The sequence below is a fragment of the Phycisphaeraceae bacterium genome (assembly GCA_019636795.1).
In the GTDB taxonomy this organism is placed as follows: domain Bacteria; phylum Planctomycetota; class Phycisphaerae; order Phycisphaerales; family UBA1924; genus JAHBWW01.
In genome coordinates, this window is sequence record JAHBWW010000007.1 from 1 (window position 1) to 20,361 (window position 20,361).

18 protein-coding genes and 1 tRNA gene are annotated in these 20,361 nt (G+C 61.5%); 2 read left to right on the forward strand and 17 right to left on the reverse strand.

The window, feature by feature from the left end; genetic code table 11:
- From KF757_14025 to KF757_14065, 9 genes are all read right to left on the reverse strand, one after another.
- Positions 1-724: DNA modification methylase (locus tag KF757_14025; protein MBX3324094.1), on the reverse strand; the 724-nt coding region annotated here is incomplete at its 3' end.
- Positions 725-1,195: 471 nt separating this feature from the next.
- Complete coding sequence (locus KF757_14030; GenBank protein ID MBX3324095.1) at positions 1,196-3,523, reverse strand: hypothetical protein; 2,328 nt, start codon at positions 3,521-3,523, stop codon at positions 1,196-1,198.
- On the reverse strand, positions 3,524-3,823 hold the full coding sequence (locus KF757_14035) for a hypothetical protein (protein ID MBX3324096.1): 300 nt from the start codon (positions 3,821-3,823) through the stop codon (positions 3,524-3,526).
- A 78-nt stretch (positions 3,824-3,901) separates the two neighbouring features.
- Complete coding sequence (locus tag KF757_14040) at positions 3,902-4,429, reverse strand: sigma-70 family RNA polymerase sigma factor (protein MBX3324097.1); 528 nt, start codon at positions 4,427-4,429, stop codon at positions 3,902-3,904.
- Positions 4,430-4,659: 230 nt separating this feature from the next.
- The gene (locus tag KF757_14045) at positions 4,660-5,436 is read right to left on the reverse strand and encodes a hypothetical protein (protein MBX3324098.1); all 777 of its coding nucleotides are present in this window, start codon (positions 5,434-5,436) and stop codon (positions 4,660-4,662) included.
- A 55-nt stretch (positions 5,437-5,491) separates the two neighbouring features.
- Positions 5,492-5,932, reverse strand: a complete 441-nt coding sequence (locus KF757_14050) for a hypothetical protein (protein ID MBX3324099.1) — start codon at positions 5,930-5,932, stop codon at positions 5,492-5,494.
- Entirely contained in the window at positions 5,920-7,503 is a 1,584-nt protein-coding gene (locus KF757_14055) for a recombinase family protein (protein MBX3324100.1), read from the reverse strand. Before KF757_14055 ends, KF757_14050 begins: the two co-directional genes overlap by 13 nt.
- Complete coding sequence (locus KF757_14060) at positions 7,500-8,039, reverse strand: DUF2924 domain-containing protein (GenBank protein ID MBX3324101.1); 540 nt, start codon at positions 8,037-8,039, stop codon at positions 7,500-7,502. The genes KF757_14055 and KF757_14060 overlap by 4 nt, the downstream gene beginning before the upstream one ends.
- Entirely contained in the window at positions 8,039-8,311 is a 273-nt protein-coding gene (locus KF757_14065) for a hypothetical protein (protein ID MBX3324102.1), read from the reverse strand. The genes KF757_14060 and KF757_14065 overlap by 1 nt, the downstream gene beginning before the upstream one ends.
- Before the next feature lie 105 nt (positions 8,312-8,416).
- Here KF757_14065 and KF757_14070 point away from each other — a divergent pair, with 105 nt between their 5' ends.
- Positions 8,417-8,575 (forward strand): hypothetical protein, encoded by a 159-nt coding sequence (locus tag KF757_14070; protein ID MBX3324103.1) that lies wholly within the window; start codon positions 8,417-8,419, stop codon positions 8,573-8,575.
- 386 nt (positions 8,576-8,961) lie between these two features.
- Here the strand turns inward: KF757_14070 and KF757_14075 are convergent.
- Together KF757_14075 and hrpA are read right to left on the reverse strand one after the other, a co-directional pair.
- Positions 8,962-9,033, reverse strand: a tRNA-Asn gene (locus KF757_14075).
- Positions 9,034-9,353: 320 nt separating this feature from the next.
- The gene (hrpA, locus tag KF757_14080; protein MBX3324104.1) at positions 9,354-13,244 is read right to left on the reverse strand and encodes an ATP-dependent RNA helicase HrpA; all 3,891 of its coding nucleotides are present in this window, start codon (positions 13,242-13,244) and stop codon (positions 9,354-9,356) included.
- A gap of 364 nt (positions 13,245-13,608) precedes the next feature.
- On the opposite strand from hrpA, the gene KF757_14085 reads away from it, so the two are divergent.
- Positions 13,609-14,499, forward strand: coding sequence for a hypothetical protein (locus KF757_14085; protein ID MBX3324105.1), 891 nt, complete (start codon positions 13,609-13,611; stop codon positions 14,497-14,499).
- Between the two features lie 102 nt (positions 14,500-14,601).
- On the opposite strand, the gene KF757_14090 is transcribed toward KF757_14085, so the two are convergent.
- The 6 genes from KF757_14090 to sufB all read right to left on the reverse strand — a co-directional run bounded on the left by KF757_14090 (position 14,602) and on the right by sufB (position 20,345).
- Positions 14,602-14,973, reverse strand: coding sequence for a DUF59 domain-containing protein (locus tag KF757_14090; protein MBX3324106.1), 372 nt, complete (start codon positions 14,971-14,973; stop codon positions 14,602-14,604).
- A gap of 5 nt (positions 14,974-14,978) precedes the next feature.
- A complete protein-coding gene (locus tag KF757_14095) occupies positions 14,979-15,410 on the reverse strand; it encodes a SufE family protein (GenBank protein ID MBX3324107.1) in 432 nt (143 codons plus the stop codon).
- A 12-nt stretch (positions 15,411-15,422) separates the two neighbouring features.
- Positions 15,423-16,652 carry a cysteine desulfurase gene (locus KF757_14100; GenBank protein MBX3324108.1) on the reverse strand — a complete coding sequence of 410 codons (1,230 nt, stop codon included), beginning with the start codon at positions 16,650-16,652 and terminating at the stop codon, positions 15,423-15,425.
- A 17-nt stretch (positions 16,653-16,669) separates the two neighbouring features.
- Positions 16,670-17,980 carry a Fe-S cluster assembly protein SufD gene (gene sufD / locus KF757_14105; GenBank protein ID MBX3324109.1) on the reverse strand — a complete coding sequence of 437 codons (1,311 nt, stop codon included), beginning with the start codon at positions 17,978-17,980 and terminating at the stop codon, positions 16,670-16,672.
- 15 nt (positions 17,981-17,995) lie between these two features.
- Positions 17,996-18,790 (reverse strand): Fe-S cluster assembly ATPase SufC, encoded by a 795-nt coding sequence (gene sufC, locus KF757_14110; protein ID MBX3324110.1) that lies wholly within the window; start codon positions 18,788-18,790, stop codon positions 17,996-17,998.
- 67 nt (positions 18,791-18,857) lie between these two features.
- Entirely contained in the window at positions 18,858-20,345 is a 1,488-nt protein-coding gene (gene sufB, locus KF757_14115) for a Fe-S cluster assembly protein SufB (GenBank protein ID MBX3324111.1), read from the reverse strand.
- Between the last annotated feature and the right edge of the window lie 16 nt (positions 20,346-20,361).

Genomic DNA, 20,361 nt, shown 5'->3' on the forward strand with positions numbered 1-20,361 from the left:
ACTTCTCCGGCGAGCGGTGCAGGTCCGCCGACTGCTGGTCGCACGCGCTGGTGTCCTTGCGCTGCGCCGCGGTGAACGACGACAGGCCCGCCGCGATCGCGTTGTTGCTCCGCGGCTCGACCTTGACGTTGTACGGCGGATCGGTGTTGACCAGGTGGATCACCGCGCCATCGAGCAGGCGATCGAGGTCAGTCTCGCTGCCGCTGTCGCCGCACAGCAGCCGATGCTCGCCGAGGGTCCACAGATCGCCCGGTTGCGTGATGGCCGCATCGGGCATGGCCGGCACCGGCGCGTCGATCTCGCCGTCGCCGAGCAGCAGGCCGTGGGCGCGGCCGAGCTCTGCGAGCATCGCCGTCACATCGTCCGAAGTGAACACGAGATCTTCGAGAATCGCGCCAAGTCGATTGGCATCGGTCGTCGCCATCGCCGCCAGCGGATCGAGCGTGACGAGCAGTTGCTCCGCCTCGGTCGCGCTGACATCGAGCACGAGCACGGGCACCAGTTCATCAGGCGTCGTCTCGGCGCGCAGGTGGCCGTCGATGAGTTCGAGCGTGCCATCGTCATGCTCGCGGCAGAGCAAGGCGTCAGCGTACCCGATCTCCTCGAGCACGCCACGCAGGACGTCTCGTTGGGCCTTTGGGTGCGTGCGCCAGTTGCGCGGGTGCGCCTTCAGATCGCCCGCGCGAACGCGCCGCAATTCACGAACTCGATCCTTGATGGTCATGTCGAAATCCTTTCGCTCAAGTGTGAAATCAAGCAGCGCCCAACGCCGCACGATCCGTCATTGCCATTGGCCCGTCGGGCCCACGGGCGTGAGGCCTCCAGCCAGCGACGAAGCCCCAGGGCGCACGCCAAGCGAGCCCCACGCCGTCGCGGGCGTTTGTTTCCATCTGAACCACCACCCCCCAGCCCACGGCCACGCCCCCCCCCGGGGGGCATTGCAAAACCCGGGAAAACTCGCGCACAGCCATCGCGTCGGTCACCTGCACATCGGCAGAACTTTCGATCCCCCCCGGTCGCGGGGAGTCGAACAGGCGGGTGACCGCTGCGCACTGTCGCGCACTGTCGCGACAGTTGCAATTGTCACCTATGCACGCGGGCGCGCGCGCACGCGCGCACACGCGCACGCGGAATGACTTGTGGTACGATGGGGACTGTCGCGACAGTTCGTGACAGTGCGGTGCAGTAGCGTGGTTCATCGGGCACCTCCGGCGAGCCCGATCCCCTCGTAAAATGCTTGCTGCCCCGTGCCACGACGGCGTGCCACGCCGGGGGCGGCGGCCATGAGATCACGCCCGAATGCTTGCTTGGTGCTCACGGCGTTACGGCCATCCTGTTCGCACCACCCCTTCCATGCTTGGTAAAGATCGTCGATCCATGCCCGGTGCCCCACGCCGACGACGCAGCAGTCACGAATGAAAGCACCGACGGGGGAGGCCAAATCCTCCAGGTCACGGATGGCGTCCTCGCCGCTCTTTGGCTGCACAAACCGACCGCGCGCCCGCAGTCGCTTCCACCCGTCGATGGCCCATTGGAGGATGCCCGGCAACTCCGCGAGCAGTTGGTCGGTGAGCGTGACGTCTTCGTGGCCATAGAAACTCGTGCTGAGCCGGAGCACGAGGAAGCGACCGGCGAGCGCCGTGCTAGCGTCATTGAGGCGAGGCAGTTCGTTCGTCAGAAACATGAACCGCGTGGGCAGTTTCATGCTCACCGAGCCCAGGAACTTGCGGTCGACGGTCAACGTGTCCTCGCCTGAGATGCACAGGAGGCGCTCGACCACCGTACCGACGTTGTCGCCGCCAAAGCGAGCATCGCTGACAATGGCCAATGACTTTTCGATCAGGGGCTGGAGGCCGAAGTTGCCAGCGAGGCTGCTCGTGGTGGGCCCAACGACGTTGCCCGCGCCGACCAGGCGGGTGATGATGCGTCCGATCGTCCCCTTGCCTGACCGCCTGGGCCCGACCAGCAGCAGCATTTTCTGCTGGCTCGTGTCGCCCGTGAGGCAGTAGCCCATCCACTCCTGGAGGAGGGACACCGATTCGAGATCGTCGCCGAACAGCTGCTCGAGGAACTTGATCCACCGCTCGGGCGGCTCGGGGTCGGGGTCGTAGTCGAAATCGAGCGCGTTGATGGTGAACAGCGCGGGCGTCGGGGCCAGCACGCGCCCTGTCGGGATATGCAGGTTCAGCGACTTGCAGGGCAGCAGTTCGAGCGCGGGCGGACGGTCCTTGCCGCCGCCGAGCCATGATGGAGACACCGTCGAAGCGGGGAGGTGAACGAAGGCGCGGATGGTGTCGAGCGCCTGCTTGACGGTGGTCGGGTTGGACTCGAAGTCCACCAACTCCAGCTCGCCGGTGCTCTTGTTGACCACGTACCGCAGCGCCCTGTGCAGCCACGGCTGGAGCCGTTGCTTGAGCCATTCCTCTTCGACCTGGCAGTAGCGATTGTCGCGCCACTCCATGAGCAGGCCAGCGTAGCCGTGAAGCGTGCATCCACCAGCGTGCTGGTTGAACTCACGCACATACGCCTCGGCGGTCGGAAGCGTGCGCCGCGGCGACAACACCAACCGTCCCGTAGCGGGATCGTGCTGGCCGAGAGGTATGAGCAGGTCGTCCGAATGGTCGTCGGTGTTTAACGGTTCAGACTGGGTGCCCACCGACGCCCCAGCATCGAATCCGCTCCCAAACGTGGTCCGCGTCGGCTCCGGCTCTTCGTGGAGCAGACCGCACAGTCGTGCGCCGAGCGAGCACAGTCGCCACGCCTCGTCACGAGTTACGCCTTTGGACGCGAGTGCGAATGCCGCCTTGTTGAGGGCCTCGTTGCGCCCCGGCGCGCGGACGAAGCCGCGCAGGAAGTTGAGCGTTGTCGTGGTGAGCCTGGTTGTCGGAGCCTCGGGCAGCGACTTCACGACGCAGGACTCACACGAACCACTCACATAGGCGTCGCCCCCATGCTCGTTTGGCTCGTTCGGAAGCCACGCCTGCGTGTTCTTGACCGTCTTCGGAAACACCTCCGGCTCGCCGTGCCGATTGAAGCCCCAGGCCTTCGACCAGGCAACAAACGCATCGGCGTCCATCGGCTGGGCAAGGCGGAAGAAGCAGTGCAGTCCTTTGCCGCCCTTGGAGGTGAAGACGATCGGCTCGGCTGCGAGAAAGCGAGCCACAGAGTCCGCCAGCGGCACGGTGCCGCCGTCGCCAGTGTGATCGTCGAGGTCCACGCAGAAGACCTGCACGCGGCCTTCGCGGTGTGGCACCAGTCCCAGCCGCACAGCACCATGAATCCGATACGGTTTCCCGCCCTTGTTCTTCGACTCGAAGGACTCATCGGCCAGCGTGCCGCGCCGGTAGGCGTCGATCGCACGCTCGGCATCCGCCCGCGACATCACCCATCCAGGAGACAGTTCGCCTTCGCGCATCGGGTAGAGCAGCGCCACGCGATCCGGCTCGCAGTTGGGCAGCAGCAACTCGAGCAGTGAGAAGCGATCGATGCGGCTGGCGTGATGGCATTGTGCGTCTGCCAACATTCAAACCTCGCCGTTCTCGTACTCATTGTTGGCCGTCACGCGGTGGACATGGAAGTCACTCGGACCGATGCCCCGCTCGGCCAGTCGCGTCAGGACCCGAGCCAGACACCTGCCGACATCCGTGCGATCATCGATCTCGATGCTGCGGCGCCCCGTGGCGATATGAATCGATGGATCGATCCTCATCGCGGTGCGGCCACACAACCCCTCCACCGCCGTCGTCGCGACCGCAACCAGATCCTCGATGTCTCGCGTTTCGACATTCTGATCGAACTCGAACTTGAGCCTTGAACGGACCATGCTGTCATTCTCCTGTCGCACCACGTCACGGCCGCCGGACACGCTCTATATCTGCATCCGCAGGTTGTTCTGTCGCACCTACAGCGCGTCGTCAAGGCCGGATTCGAGCAGAATGTGACGAATCTGGGCGATCTTGCGATACACAGTGGATCGATGGATCTTGAGATTGACAGCCAACTCAGCCACAGACTGGTGCTTGAGTCGCTCCGCCACACGTCTCAGATCGAGGGGCAGCACGCTCAGTGCTTCATCGAGATCAAGTCGCGTGGCGACTGCATCTGCGACCTGAGTGGCTCGCTCCACGACATCAGCATCGTCAACAAGTGAGTGATGGTGTCGCGACCTTCGCAGCCGTCGCGCGATATGCCGCGCCTCAAGTTCAACAACACGACTGGCAAATGTCTCTGCTGATGCCAACTCGGGATTGAACTTTCCCATGGCGCGGCAGAGTCCGCAGTGCAAATCCTGCGCTGCATCGTCTTTCGCCGACTCATCCAGATTGAACTTGCGTGCCAGCCTGCTCACCTGGAACCGCACACGCTGATGCACATACTCGCCCGCGAGAAACGCGCCATGATCGTCCGCCGTCATTGAAACTGAACCCATTGCACCACCAATGGCCCGGGGGCCAAGGTGCACCGGCAGCAGCGCAGGGCTTGCACGGTTTTGGCTGCGTGCGGGAGCGAGACCAGGAGCAAAGCGGCCCTGCTCCCAGTACCTGAGAGAACTCAGTTTTTCAGGCGTGCACGGCACCACACGCAGTCCCAAACGCGGCGGCCCCAAGCACTTAGAGCAGAAAAAAATATGGCTGAATATTGGACTTGCGAATCGAAAGTTCAGCGGCACCAGTCAGAGCACGGCACCAGTTTGAACGCGCATCGCCACGACCCGCGAATCGCGACGATCGGATCGCCTTCGAGCCCAAAGTTGCGACGCAGTGATATCGCGAGCTCGCTCCGTTGCTTGTCCCATCGCCCTCGTGCGGTCAATGTGGACCACGAGTAGACCCCATCACCCTTCGCCAGCGTCTGAAGCAACTCCCACTGCTTCAGCGGTCGATCGGTGCGTGCATCAGTCATCCCGAGACTCCTTGCATTCCACTCACGCACGTACCCTTTCGTCTCAACCTTGATGTCTGTCTCGCTGAGAAAGCGAATCGTCAGGTCAGACCACTTCGTGCCTTCGGGCAAACCAATCGATGCATGTTCGATGGCTGGCTTCTTGCGACTGGTCCGTAGCACCACGCGTGCTCGTTCGTTGAGCCAGCTCGCCAAATACTCCCGGATCTGATCAACCGGAGCCTGACTCGGCTGAATTATCCACTGAGGCCACGTCACGACTTCCACGGAGATCGGGGCAAGATAATGATGGACGACGAGCACTCGACGCGCGGGTCGCTCAAACTCCTTCTCGATGCGCACCTCAAAGACCGGCTTGTTCCCGAAGCCTGCTTCTCGACACAGCGCGTTGATCTCGTCGATATTGAGCCCCTTATCCCATGACGGCACCTTCTCGAAGAGAATCCAAGGCTGACTCACGAGCGCTTGATCCGCCCGGGCCAACGCAGACCACACAGGGTCCTGCCACAATCGAGGGTTCGTTTCGATGCTCATCGTGCTGCTCCCGAGCGAGACCGCAGCACGATCGTAGAGCCAAACCTCCCCCGTCTCAGGTGCAACCGCTCTCTCTCGTCGCTCCAGGCCGTTGGCCATTGCTCGAACGCATCGCTCTCCACATCTCCCGCTGCCTCCCCCACTCAGTCTCGGCCGCGATCGGCCTCAGGTCGCGTTCGGCTACAGGGTCACGCCCCTCGCTCACCGGCGGCATATCAAGGATCGCTTCCTGGATGTCCGGAGCCAGATGGAGCAGATTCATGATCTGGGTCGCCCGCGCCCGTGTGATGCACCCCGCCCGGGCTACCTCCGCCTGATCCGTCATCGCCCCCGATGCAATCAACCCGTCGATCTTGATCGCCAGCGCCATGAGCCGCGTGACCCGTGGAAGCGGCGCTGGGGCTGTCGGCGGGGGTGCGGCCGCGGGCTTCATCAGGCGCCGTCCCCGCCCCGCCGTGGTGAATGACACACGCCTCGATACCGTCAGATCAGACACACATCCTCCTCCCATACCCCGCTGTCCGCATTGAACGTCACCGTGACCGTCTCGGTCACGGCGTCCCACTCCACACACTTGACGAGCAGACGCACCAGCCGCTCACGCTCGGCCGCGTTGAGCTGCTCCCACAGCGGATCGAACGACTCGAGCGCCCCGGCCAGTTCATCCTCATCGATGGCGCGCTCCCGCATCGACGTCAGGCGAGCGTCCAGCTTCCGCCCCCGCGCATCAAGGTCGCGGATGCGTTCACGCAGGTCGGCGGCAAGCGAAGCGCTGCCGTTGCGGTCGCGGCCGTCCGCGACCAGATCGCGGAGCTCTCGCCGGGCCTCTTCGACCTCTGCAGCCAAGCCCGCCCGATCGCCTTGGAACACGTCCAGCCGCTCGCGCAGTCGACGCTGCGCCGCTGCCATCGCATCGGCCACTAAGCCGTCGTCTCGCCCGATCGCCCGTAGTTCATTGATGACAAACGACTCGAGTTCCGCGGCAGGCAGAGACGGACCCGGACAGACAGCCCAGCCTTCTTTCTGCGCCCGGCTGCAGACATAGTATTGGTACCGCTTGGTCCCCCCACCGCTCAGCTTACAGCTGGCAAAGTGGTGCCCCATGGCGCATTGGCACGCCCGGCAGCGCACCAGGCCCTTGAGCAACGCCCCGTGCTTGTTGCACGGCGAGCGGCCATCCCGCGCTCGCCGTGTGGACAGGAGCTCACCCACGGCTCGAAACACATCTTCGTCGAGGATCGCCTCGTGCTCGCCGTCATAGAGTTCGTCGTGGTGCCGGACCCGTCCAATGTAGACCGGATTCGTCAGCATCTTGTGCAGCACCGCCTTGTCAAACCGACGCCCGCCCTGGTGCTGGCCGTTCTTGGCCACCCAGCGCTTCGTCGTCCAGCCCCGGTCGTTGAGTTTCGCCGATGTACGCAGCAGGGACTGTTCTGCAAGGTACAACTCGTAGATCGCCCGGACCCGCTCGGCCTCACGATGGTTGACCTTGAGTTTCGACCCGCCAGGCCCCGGTTCAAGATCGTAACCCAGCACCGGTCGACCGCCGGCCCACTTGCCCTTCTTGCGGGCTGCCGCGATCTTGTCACGCGTGCGCTCGGAGATGATCTCCCGCTCAAACTGGGCAAATGACAGCAGGATGTTGAGCGTCAGCCGACCCATCGAGTGGGCCGTGTTGAACTGTTGGGTGACGCTCACAAACGACACCCCGTGCCGCTCAAACGTCTCCATCATCCTCGCGAAGTCGAGCAGCGAACGGCTGAGCCGGTCCACCTTGTAGACCACCACGCAATCGACCAGCCCGGCCTTGATGTCATCGAGCAGCCGCTGCAGCGCCGGGCGCTCAGCGGTGCCGCCACTGAAGCCGCCATCGTCGTACCGCTCGGCGCTGCACACCCACCCGGCTGACTTCTGGCTCGCGATAAACACTTCGCCCGACTCACGCTGGGCATCGAGCGAGTTGAACTCCTGCTCGAGCCCGTCCTCGGTGCTCTTGCGGGTGTAGATCGCGCACCGGATCGTCTTGGGCGGCTCCGCCTGGCTCTGCCGATCGCGCGAGCGCGTCATGCCGGCTCCTTCCCGGCGCCCCGGTTCATCTGAGGCTTGCTGAGCCCGAAGAAGTGGAACCCGTTCCAGTGCGAGCCGCTGATCGCGTGGGCGACGGCGCTCAGCGAGCGGTACAGGTCGCCGCGGTACTCGAAGCCAGTCGCCCGGACGGTGACCCGGTGCTCCCGGCCCTTGAAGACCCGCACCAGCACGGCCCCGGGCGGGGGCACCCGCTCGTCCCGACCCGGCGACACCGTCCCCACCACCGTGCGCAGGGCCCCGCCCGCGTCGTCCGGGGACGAAGGCAGCCGGACCCGCAGGTCTGCGTCACGGGCCATCGTCGCCGCCTTGGCGCGCGTGCGTTCAACCGTACGAGCCGCGAGGTCGCCCTCAGCGAGCACCTGGATCCGCCACGCAATCCGGCGCTGAAGCCATCGCCGGTTGCTCGAACGAGCCGCCTCGCCAAAGACCTGCTCGTACCGCTCTCGAAGCTCCCGCGTGCCCATCGCTTCGAGTGCAGCCAGATCCTTGTGCACACGTGATTTCACGTTCCGCATCACGCTCCTCCTGACTGACATGTCTCGCTCGCCGACCCCACGCCTTCGATCACACTGAGGCCTGCATGTCCTGGCATTTCCACTCGCGTGACGGAGGAATCTGAGAGCGCCGGGCTGTCGCACAGCTCAGTGGGCTGCAGGCTGCTCCGCTCGATGACCCGCGCGAGCCCATCGCCGAGCAGATCGACGATGTCTTGGCGTCTTTCCCGCGTGCGTGCCGACTTTGGCGCATGAGACCGCTGACCCGCATTCCGTGCGTTGCGTCTGGCCATGTTGGTTGCCTCCAGCCCCGAAGGTCTGCTCACCAACAGGGCTTGCATCTTCTATATCTGCAGTTGAGGGCGGGATGTCGCAGGACTTGCGCGTGAAGATGCAGCATGATGCGAGCCAGGATGCTGGCGATCTCGCTGAGGCGCCGATTCGTCGTCATGCCCGTCAAAGCGGTCGGTCGCACGGCGTCATGGAAAGACATCGTCATTGCGCACATCTTGGGAGGTCTCACCTGTGGGCAGTCGGCCGTGGTGATCAAGGATTGATCGCTGCGGCACGACGCTGGCGGCTGAAGACCTACTCGAAGCCATGCCGAATTTGCCCGCTAGGGGGTGAGGGCAACCATGCTGCAGCCGTCCCACTTTGAGATTCGCCTTCGCGACTGAACGCACTAAGCAAGGATCGAAGGGCCGCAAATTCTCGAAACTGCACACAAGAGCACCCCTTGCACGCCATGTCGTTAACCGAGAGTGAGAGAGCGCGAGAGTCCAACCCCCAGTGGCTCCACACATCCGGGGTTCCGCTCGGCACCCATGCGTCGATCCCGAAACCGAGAGCGCCGGACCCCGGCCCGGACGCCCCCAATGGCCCCGATTTCGAACCCTCCCAGTAAACAAACAGGCCCGCGTCCTTTGGACACAGGCCTTGAAAGCTCCCCGAGTAGGACTCGAACCTACAACCTAGCGGTTAACAGCCGCTCGCTCTGCCATTGAGCTATCGGGGATACGCGATACGAACCGACATGCCAATCCACCAAAATAAACCAAACAAAACCGACGTAAACAAAATCCTATCTCCACTGCACGGCAGCGGCTCAACCTGCAACTTCCGCCATAGGGCCGAAAGTGCACATAGCCTAGCCAACGTCGGCCCATGGTCAAGTTCAATCGTGTTCCCAGGCCATCAGATTCACCGTTCAGGTCCGCCTGCAACACCTACAGGTCTTTTCACAGCCTGCCACGTCCGAAAGAGTGGCTGCTGACAAGGCACCAAAGGCTTCTGCAGCACAATCCGCCCGCCACATACTGTCGCATGGCCGACGCATTATGATCGCACAGCCTCCCAACGCTTCTCGAGCCTCTTATCCGACACAGGCTCAATAGTCCTCAATTCCTGTGCAAACAGCGAAACACGAAGTTCTTCGATCAACCACCGGAATTCTTCAAGCGCCGGATCGACGACACCCGCTGCATCGTGCCGGGCCAGACGTTCGGCATATATCCCCCACCACTTTGCTACCTGCCGCGCGAGTTCGAGGTCTCGCGCAGGTCCCTGTTCGCGCAGCCTCTCAAGACGCCGCTGAACCGCCCGCAAGTATCGCGGATAATGCTCAAGTCTCGCATATGGCACTTTGGTCAAAAATCGCTTTGGCAACAACTGCCCCAACTGAAAACGCACATCGCCCAGACTCATCACCCACCCTTCGGGCGATGGCTCTGCCAATCTCAGCGAAAGATCGTGCACGCGCTCGAGAATCTTCTCGATCAACCCGCACACCTCATCGACTGTCGGTCGGAGCCGGTTCCAGCCGAGGTCGAGCCTGGCCGCGAACTCTTCGCGAGTGCGCACTGATTCATCATCGCCGATGAAGACCCGATCGGCCACAAGTAGCAAAAGATCACGCCGCAGCTCATCACCCGGGCCGAGTGCGGCATAATGCAGCGTCATCTTCTCGATGTTCGGCAGATGACGTTCGTAATACTTGAACTCCTCGCGCAGATGCCGCACATACAGCCGCGCCAGCCCGGCTCGAAACGCCCGCCTGGCTTCGATCCTCGAACTCAGCACCCGCAGCGCCACAGTCTTGCCCTGATCGACCAGAGTCGGGTACCCATGCAACACGAACGATCCGCGACGGATCTCGACCTCTGCTGGCAACTCACCGAAATCCCAATCAAGCAGGTCATCGCGCTCCATCGCGTTCTCGGTCGCGTGAGCATAACTCGCCGCGATCTGCGCACGCAGCGACTGACGCAACTCGCCGAGATCGCGCCCGATCGCCAACTCGTGCCCGGCTGTATCCACCACGCGATAGCGCACCCACAAATGTGGCGGAATCTCGTCGGGTTTGAACGCCTCGCGTGGCACGCTCACGCCCGCACGCCGACTCAGCGCATCGGCCAACGCATCGATCAACGGGCGCTGACCAATCTCCAGCGTCTGCGTCAGTTCGCCCGCAATCGCCGCAGCATCAAAGTGCCGCCTGTACGTGCGCGGCAACGTGCGGATCAACGCCGCGATCTTCTCCTCAACCATGCCGGGGACCAACCAATCCAGTTTCGCAGGATCGACTTGACCAAGAAACTCGACCGGCACAGTGATGGTCAATCCGTCATCAGCCGCTCCGGGCTCGTGCGCATAACCCAGCGGCAGGTGAATTCCTTCGACCAGCATCTGATCCGGATACCGCTCAACACCAACATCCTCTGGAGTCTTGAGCAGCAGATCGTCGAGCGTCATGTACAACACGCGCGGCTCTTCACGCTGCGCACGCCGAAGCCAACGTTCAAAAGTCCGCGTGCTGTGCACATCCTCTGGCAGGCGCGCGTCGTAAAACGCGAATCTCGCCATTGCGTCGGCCAGAAGATCGTTGCGCCGGGCCTTGGCTTCGAGCCCGCGCACGCTCGCTTCCAGCTCTCGATTGTGTGCCAGGCACGGCGGGTCGATTGTGATCGCCCCTTCCACGAGCGCATGATGAATGAAAATCTCCCGAGCTTTAGCCGAGTTGACACGCCCAAAATCAACCGCGCGCCCTGCAACGAGCTCCAGCCCAAGCAGCAAAACCCGCTCGCGCGCCATCACCACCCCACGCCTCTCATCCCAGTACGGATCGTTGTGCGTGTGCTTGAGAAGATGTCGCCCAGCCTCCTCGATCCATGTCGGCTCGATGCCCGCCACACAGCGAGCAAATAACTTCGTCGTGCGCACAATCTCGGCTGCCATAATCCACTTCGGCTTGGAAGCGAACACCACCGAACCCGGAAAGATATGAAACCGCGTCGAGCGCGTTCCCTCATACTCGAACTTGTCACGCCGATATCCCACATTCGCGATCAGCCCCGCAAGCAGCGACCGATGAATGGCGTCATGATCCGCTTCGGCCGCACTCACATGCAGTTTCAACTCCGCTGCCACTTCACGCAACTGCGACAGCACGTCACGCCACTCGCGCATGCGCACCATGCTCAGGTAGTTCTGTTTCAACGCCTTGGTCAGTTTCGAACGCGAGAGCGTGCGTTCCAACCCGTGATAGAAGTGCCACAGATTCAGATAGGTCAGGAAATCCGATTCCGCATGCTCGAACTGCGCGTGGGCTTCGTCGGCTGCGTCGCGCTTGTCGTGAGGCCTCTCGCGCGGATCCTGCACCGACAGTGCCGCCGCAATGATCAGCACCTCGCTGACGCAATCCTCTTTCGCCGCTGCCACGATCATTCTGCCGATCTGTGGGTCGATCGGCAGCTTTGCCAGTTGCCGCCCGGTTTCCGTCAGTTTCCCTTCCTCATCGACCGCACCGAGCTGGAACAGCCGCTCATACCCGTCGCGGATCATGCGGCTGTCGGGCGCTTCCAGAAACGGAAACTCCTCGGCTCGCCCCAGACCCAACGCCATCATCTGAAGGATCACACTCGCCAGATTTGTGCGAACAATTTCGGGCGGAGTGAATGCTTCACGCGATTGAAAGTCGCGCTGGCTGTACAAACGAATGCACACACCCGGCGCAACACGCCCGCATCTCCCAGCACGTTGATTCGCTGATGCCTGCGAGATTGGCTCGATCTGCAAGCCCTGCACCTTTGTGCGTGCGCTGTATCGACTCAGTCTGGCTTCACCAGGATCAATGACATACCGAATCCCCGGCACAGTCAGCGAAGTCTCCGCAACGTTTGTTGCAATCACCAGCCGCCGCCCGCGGTGCGGCTTGAACACACGCTGCTGCTCCGCCATCGAAAGTCTCGCATACAGAGGCAGTATCTCAACCTCGTCCCCAGGCCCGATCCGCTCGCGCAGCGCGCGAGCTGTCTCACGGATTTCGCGCTCACCGCTCATGAAAATCAGCACATCGCCCGAGGGTTCGCTGGCCAGTTCATCGACCGCGCGCAGCACGCCTGCAATCTGGTCGGCGCCCTCAGCATCACCCGCATCCAGTTGCAACGGCCGGTACCGCACCTCCACCGGATACGTCCGCCCTGAAACCTCCACGATCGGCGCGTTCCAGAAGTGCGCACTGAAACGCTCCGGGTCGATCGTCGCCGACGTGATGATCAGTTTTAAGTCGCGCCGCCGCGGCAACAGTCGATGCAGATATCCGAGAAGAAAGTCGATGTTCAGGCTGCGCTCGTGTGCTTCATCGATGATGATCGTGTCGTACGCTTCGAGACTGCGGTCGCGCTGCGTTTCGCTCAGCAGGATGCCATCGGTCATGATCTTGATCATGGTGCGGTCGCTCGTCTGATCGCCGAATCGCACCTTCGAACCGACCACTCCGCCCACCGCAACGCCAAGTTCATCCGCAATCCGGGCTGCAACACTTCGAGCTGCAATGCGCCGAGGCTGCGTATGCCCGATCACCCCGGCAACACCGCGACCCAATTCGAGGCACATCTTGGGCAGTTGCGTCGTCTTGCCCGAACCAGTCTCGCCACAGATCACGACGACCTGGTTCGACTCGATCGCGTCAAGAATCTCGGCCCTTCGTTCGCATACCGGGAGATCTGTCGGGTATCGGACCTTCGGGCGTGCTTCCAGCCGCAACTCCCGCCGTGCGATCGACGCCTCGATCCGCTCAGTGATGCGTTCGAGCATGCGTGGTGTGAGCTCGCGCCCCGCGCGCTCGACCTGCCGAAGCCGACGCCGAATCTCGTGCTGATCAGTTATCATGCACGCACCCAGCCTCGCCCGCAGGTCATCCAGATTGTCAGCATGCGGCTCAGGCATATGCAGTAGTACTCAAAAACACCCCAAAATTCCCTCGCGGGCAGTGTGAAGAATCATTTGCGGGAAATGAATCGTCTTCGTGTTGACTCCGAAAGAAAAAATGCTAACCTTTTCGGCAACCCGGACCGATACAGATCCGGACAGTATGTCCAGAGACACCGTCATGAAACGTTATCACCTTTGCGACACCATGCTTCAAACGATCCAGATTGGGTCGCGGTGGCTCGTCTGCGAGGGTGAGATCGGGTAGCAAAGTCCGAATCTCAACCAAGGCACACGCAAGCCACCGCACAAAACGCGGTGGCTTGTTTCGTTTCTGGTCCGTGAGTTTTTGCCCTGTCGATGCACAATGCAGGAGTTTCCCATGAGTCTTGACAACGCAATCGTGCTGGCTGTTTCCGGCAACCTCATCACTCTCAACCGAGAGCAGACGGTCGCTGAGATCCGCGACTGCCTGCTGCTCTCCGATCGCGTGATTGCCGTTGTCGGTGCTTCGCAGGCCGAGACGCAGGCCTCGCTCGCGCAAGCCAATCTCCTGCCCCCGCACACTGACCCCGCAGTGTTGGCGTGGGTCATGTCGTCGCCACAGCGGCGTGCCGCGTCGCTACTCGTTGAAGGCCTGAGAGAAGTGGGTATCAGCGCCAGCGTCGCAGACACTGCACAAGTCGGACCAACCACACGGGGTCCGATGCTCGACGCTGAACCTCGCACCATCAAGGCTCGCCCTCTGGCCAAAACCTTCGAGCAGGTGCAGGTTATCGTCTTCCCAGCTGGTGCCGCACGCTCCGAAGACCTCCGCCCCGCACTGGTCGGGAGTGGTCACCCACTCATCACCGCCTCTTTCATCGCAGCCACGCTCGCCTTGCCAGCACGCTACCTCGTCGCCGATGACGAAGCCGCACGCTTCGACCACGCTGAACTTCTGACGAGCGACGCGATCTGGTCGATGCTCCCAAGACTCGATCAGCATGCCATCTTGTTCGCGCAGCGTCGGGGGGTCTCCTTCAGCATCGCCTCGCCAGCCGCACGATCGCTCTCACGCTGCGGCCACACACGCACCCCTTCCATGGCCGACGGTGATCGACAGCCTCTCGCCACACCCCTTCAGGCGTGGCATGCTCTGAGTGAAGTCAAGCGCGATGGTCGGGCACAAATCGCACGTTCAACTTCCAGCCTCCCCGATGCCGCACAAACATTCCGCTTCATCAAGCATGAAGCCCCACGAGTGCGCAGCGATGGGCGCGAAGCCGTGTAAGTCATCCGCCATCTAATTCTTCGATCCCTCTGCACCGGGCGAGTCGAGCGGTCCTTTTGCTCGCCCGGTGCGCTTTTTTCCACGCCAATCCCCGCCTGTTCCTCAGATCAACCCCAGATGCAACTTCGCTTCGTCGCTCATCATGTCCTTGGACCACCGTGGCTCCCACACAAGTTCCACTCGCGCAGCCACAACCCCTTCCGCCGTCTCAACCGCTGCCTTCACCGCAGCCGGAATCGAATGCGCCTCCGGGCATGCCGGGCTCGTCAGCGTCATCGCAACTCTCACCTGGCCATTACTGTCCGGCTCAATCGCGTAGATCAGCCCAAGATCAAACACATTCACCGGAATCTCCGGGTCGTACACCGACTTGATCGCCTCGATGATCCGCCCGCGCAGCGTCTGGGCATCGGGAGTCGCAGACGGCGCAACCCGCTGCCGCTCTCGCTCTGCACCCGAATCAAAGATGCGCATCTCGCTCATCGCCCAGCCTCCATCTCGACCGCCAGAGCCCGAATCCGGCGAATCATGGCCTCAAGCCCATTGCGCCGCGTCCCGCTCAAGTGCGCATCGAGCTCGAGTCGTTCCAAAATCCCACGCGCATCCACAGCCATCGCCTCGGCAGCCGTTCGCCCGTTATACATGCTCATCACAATCGCAATCAGCCCATTGACGATATGTGCATCGCTGATCGCCCGAATGCGCAACCGATCACTCCCCCCCCCCTCGCGCTCAAGTCGCAACCAGACCTGCGCCTGACACCCATGCACGCGCGCATCGTCCGTCCTCTCGCTCTCAGGCATCGGAGGCAACCGCTTGCCCAGATCGATGATGTACCCGAAACGTTCCTCCCAGTCGCCGAGCAACTCGAACGTCTCGATGATCTCGTCTAGTGTTGGTAGCTCGCGCATCCCATGAGCCTATCACGCGAGCATTCGTCGAGCACGCTCGATTCCCTCGACCAGCACATCGATTTCCGCATGAGTGTTGTACATCGCCAGCGACGCCCGCGCAGTCGCCGTCACGCCAAACCGCTTCATCAGAGGCTGCGTGCAATGATGCCCTGTACGAATCGCCACTCCGAACCGATCCAGCACCGGCGCCAGGTCATACGGATGAACGCCATCGATCGAAAACGTCACAATCGGAATCTTGCGTAGCGCCTGCCCGTAGATCCGCAATCCCTTGATCTCGCTCAACCTCGTCTGTGCATGCTCGAGCAGCGACGCCTCATGGGCCCGAACCCCCGCATCATCAAGCTCCCGCACAAAGCGTATCGCCGCCCCAAGCCCGATCGCACCCGCAATATTCGGCGTGCCGGCCTCGAAACGCGCCGGAAGCCTGGCGAAGGTCGTTTTCTCAAAGCTCACCGATTCAATCATCTCCCCGCCACCTCGATACGGCGGGAGCACCTCCAGCAACTCCTCGCGCCCATACAACACTCCCACGCCCGTCGGTCCGAACATCTTGTGCCCCGAAAGCGCCAGAAAGTCGCACCCGATCGCACGCACATCCACCTCGACATGCGCTCCACCCTGTGCCGCATCGATCACCGACAAAGCCCCCGCCGCCTTTGCCATCATGCACACTCGCGCGACGTCGTTGATCGTCCCCAGCACATTCGACACCATCACACACGCAACGACGCGCGTCCGCTCCGTCATCAATCGCTGGGCAGCATCCAGGTCCAGTTCGCCCGAGTCCGTCACCGGAATCACATCAATCTTCGCCCCGGCTCGCTCGCACGCCATCTGCCATGGCACGATGTTCGAGTGATGCTCCATCTCACTCAGCAGCACACGATCGCCCGCTCGCAGCCTCGCTTGCCCCACCGAACTGGCCACGAGATTGATGGCATCGGTCACGCCACTTGTAAAAATGCACTCGCGCGACGACTCCGCCTTGATAAACCCCGCTGCTGCCTCGCGCGCCGATTCATACCCACGCGTCGCGCGCACACTCAACTCGTGCATCCCCCGATGCACGTTCGCATTGTCACGCCGATAAAACTCATCCATCGCCTCCAGCACCTGACCGGGTTTGTGCGTCGTCGCAGCGTTGTCCAGATACACCAGAGGCCTGCCATGCACCTCCTGCGCCAGGGCCGGGAACTTCGCCCGCAGTGCCTCCACATCAAACCCAGCGCACGCCATAGCCCCCTCGCTTGCCGTCATACCTCGATGCTCAATCCCCGCGCCATCGGAAGCTTTGCGATCATCTCCGCTGCCAAAAGCCGCCGCACAGGGACCAATTCCATGCGATCAAACCCCTCTGCAGCGAACGCATACACCAGCATTGCCCGCGCAACAGGTTCGCTCAGTCCGCGTGATCGAAAATAAAACACCGCCTCATCATCCACACGCCCGGTTGTCGCGCCATGCGTGCAACGCACATCATCGGCGTAGATCTCCAGTTGAGGCCTCGCATTCACCCGTGCGTCATCCGACAGCAGCATATTCCGGTTCGTCTGAATCGCATCTGTCTTCTGTGCAACCTTATCTACCACGATCCGCCCCGTAAACACGCCACGCGAGCGGTCGTTCATGATCCCCTTGTAGTACTGCCGACTCTCGCAGTTTGGAGCCGCATGACGCACGCGCATCGCATTGTCCAGATGCTGATCGTTGTGCCCCACGTACAAACCATTGATCAGACAGTGCGCATGCTCGCCCGCCAGCACCGGAACCACGTTGTTGCGCACAATCCTTCCGCCCAGCAGCACCGTATGAGAGTGCACCTTGCTGCGCGCGCCCTGCTCGATGAGCAGCGTTGAGACATTGAACGCTCGCTCGCTCTCACGCTCCAGCACATAATGCTCGACAAAACCCTCTTCTGCCGCCACGATCTCCGTCAGCGCGTTGCTCAGATACACCGCTTCGTTGCTCAGTCCAGCATACTGCTCGATCACCTTCACGCTCGCGCCTCGATCAGCCACGATCAGGTTTCGACAATGCGTCGCCACAGGCTCCTGCGTGCTCGTACCGATCGACAGCACATGAATGGGCTTTGCAGCCTCACGTCCCGCTTCGACGTGCACAAACAATCCGGGCCCGAACTTTGCATCATTCAAAGCGGTGAAGCCGTCATCATGCTCGCGGCTCAATCTCCCCAGGTGCCGCCGCGCCGACTCGCGATCAAACGCATCCCCAATCAGACAGCACGTCACACCAGTCCCAAGGCCCGACAGATCGCTCAAGTCCTCACGAAACACTCCATCCACGAACACCGCTGCCGCTGCATCAAGATCCGGTATCACCAGCCTCGCCACGTCCGCACTCGTCACCTTCTCGCCAGGCGAAGCATCCTGCCACCGCGTTTGTGCAATCACCTCCACATTCGTGAAACGCCACGCCTCATCACGCAATGTCGGATACCCAGAACCCTCAAACTTCTCGCGCCCGAGGCTGCGAAGCGTCTCAACCCATGCAGGCTCGAGTCGATCCATGATGCGCTCCGTCGTGTTGTCCAGCACCCTCGACATCATTGCTCCTCAGGCTCAGCGCCCCGCACCCGTCGTCGTAGACTCGCGCACACCGAATGGCGCATACCCATGCTTCTCCAACTCATGCGCGACTTCCTTCCCGCCGCTCTTGGCGATCCGACCGCCGATCAGCACATGCACCTGATCGGGTACGATGTAGTTCAGCAGTCTCTGATAATGCGTGATGAGAAGAAATGACCGATGCCCGTCGCGCATCGAGTTCACGCCGTCAGCCACGATCTTGAGCGCATCAATATCCAACCCGGAATCGCTCTCATCGAGAATTCCCAAAACAGAATCCAGCACCGCCATCTGAAAAATCTCGAACCGCTTCTTCTCCCCGCCGCTGAACCCCTCATTCACATTGCGCTTGAGCATCTCGAACGGCACATTGATCTGCTCGGCCTTGGCGCGAAAGTGCTTGAGCAGAGCGCCTGCGTCCAGCTCGTCCTTGCCCTCGAACGCGCGCTTCGCGTTCACCGCAGCCTTGAGAAACTGCATCGCGCTCACGCCCGGGATCTCGACCGGATACTGAAACGCCAGAAAGATCCCGGCATTGGCTCGCTCGTCGGGCCCGAGCTCCGTCAGATCCTGACCCTTGTACAGAATCTCGCCTTCGGTGATCTCATAGTCTTCTTTGCCCGCCAGCACCTGGCTCAGGGTGCTCTTTCCCGAACCATTGGGCCCCATGATCGAGTGCACCTCGCCGGGCATGATCGTCAGATCAACGCCGCGCAGGATCTCGACCGAAGGCTCCCCTTCCAGCCGAACATGAAGATTCTTGATTTCCAGCAGCGGAGTCGATGTCATCTCCGAATTTCCTTTCGTCTAACTGTTCGAGCCGCTCCTTCAAGGCTGCGACTCATCAAACCATTCCTCATCCCACCGAGCCTTCAAGCGAAACCGCCAGCAGCTTGTTCGCTTCGACCGCAAACTCCATGGGCAGTTCACTGAACACTTCCTTGCAGAATCCATTGACCAGCAGGCTCACCGCGTCTTCCTCGCTGATGCCGCGAGCGGTGCAGTAGAACAGCTGATCCTCCGCGATCTTGGTTGTGCTCGCTTCGTGCTCCGCGGTCGCGGTCGAGTTGCGGATGTCCACATACGGAAACGTGTGCGCCCCGCACTTGTCACCGATCAGAATCGAATCGCACTGCGTGTAGTTGTGCGCATTGGTCGCGCCCTTGTTCATCTGCACGAGCCCCCGATATGTGTTCTGCCCTTCACCAGCCGAGATTCCCTTGCTCACGATCGTGCTCGTCGTGTTCTTACCGATGTGAATCATCTTCGTGCCCGTGTCGGCCTGTTGTCGCAAGTTGGTCAGCGCGACCGAGTAGAACTCCCCCTTGCTGCCATCACCCTGAAGAATCACCGACGGATACTTCCAGGTGATCGCAGACCCTGTCTCGACTTGTGTCCACGATATTCGGCTGTTCTCGCCCTTGCAGATCCCGCGCTTGGTCACGAAGTTGTAGATCCCACCCTTGCCCTGCGCATCGCCCGGATACCAGTTCTGAATCGTCGAATACTTGATGTACGCTCCCTTGAACGCCACCAACTCCACCACCGCTGCGTGCAACTGATTTTCGTCACGCATCGGCGCGGTGCAGCCTTCGAGATAACTCACCTCCGCTCCTTCATCCGCAATGATGAGCGTCCGCTCGAATTGTCCAGTATTGCGCGCATTGATCCGGAAGTAGGTGCTCAGTTCCATCGGGCACTTGACACCCTTGGGCACATACACAAACGACCCGTCGCTGAAGACTGCCGAGTTGAGTGTGGCAAAGAAATTATCCGAGTAAGGCACCACACTGCCGAGATACTTCTGCACCAATTCCGGGTGCTCGCGCACAGCTTCAGAGATTGAACAGAAAATCACCCCATGCGACTTCAACTCCTCCTGAAACGTCGTCTTCACCGACACCGAATCGAACACCGCATCAACCGCAACCTTGCGCCCCTCGGCAGGAGTCGCAGCAGCCCCCACCACGCCCAACAGAGCAGCCTGCTCGCCCAGTGGAATGCCCAGTTTGGCGTAAGTCTCCAGAATCTTGGGATCCACCTCATCCAGACTCGCAGGCCCGGTCTTGGGTGCCGCGTAGTAACTGATACCTTTATAGTCGATCGGAGGGTAGCCATAGGGCAAAAACACCCATTCAGGCTCCTTCATCTCCAACCATTTCCGGTAGGCCTTCAGGCGCCAGTCCAATAGCCATTCCGGCTCTGACTTCTTCGCAGAGATAAAACGGACAATATCTTCGCTCAAACCGGGGGGGGCATAATCCTGCTCGATGTCCGTCACGAAGCCGTACTTGTACTCCCGGCGATCGCTGGTAATCTTTGCGACTTCTTCAGTGGTCGTCATGCGCACCCCCTCGACG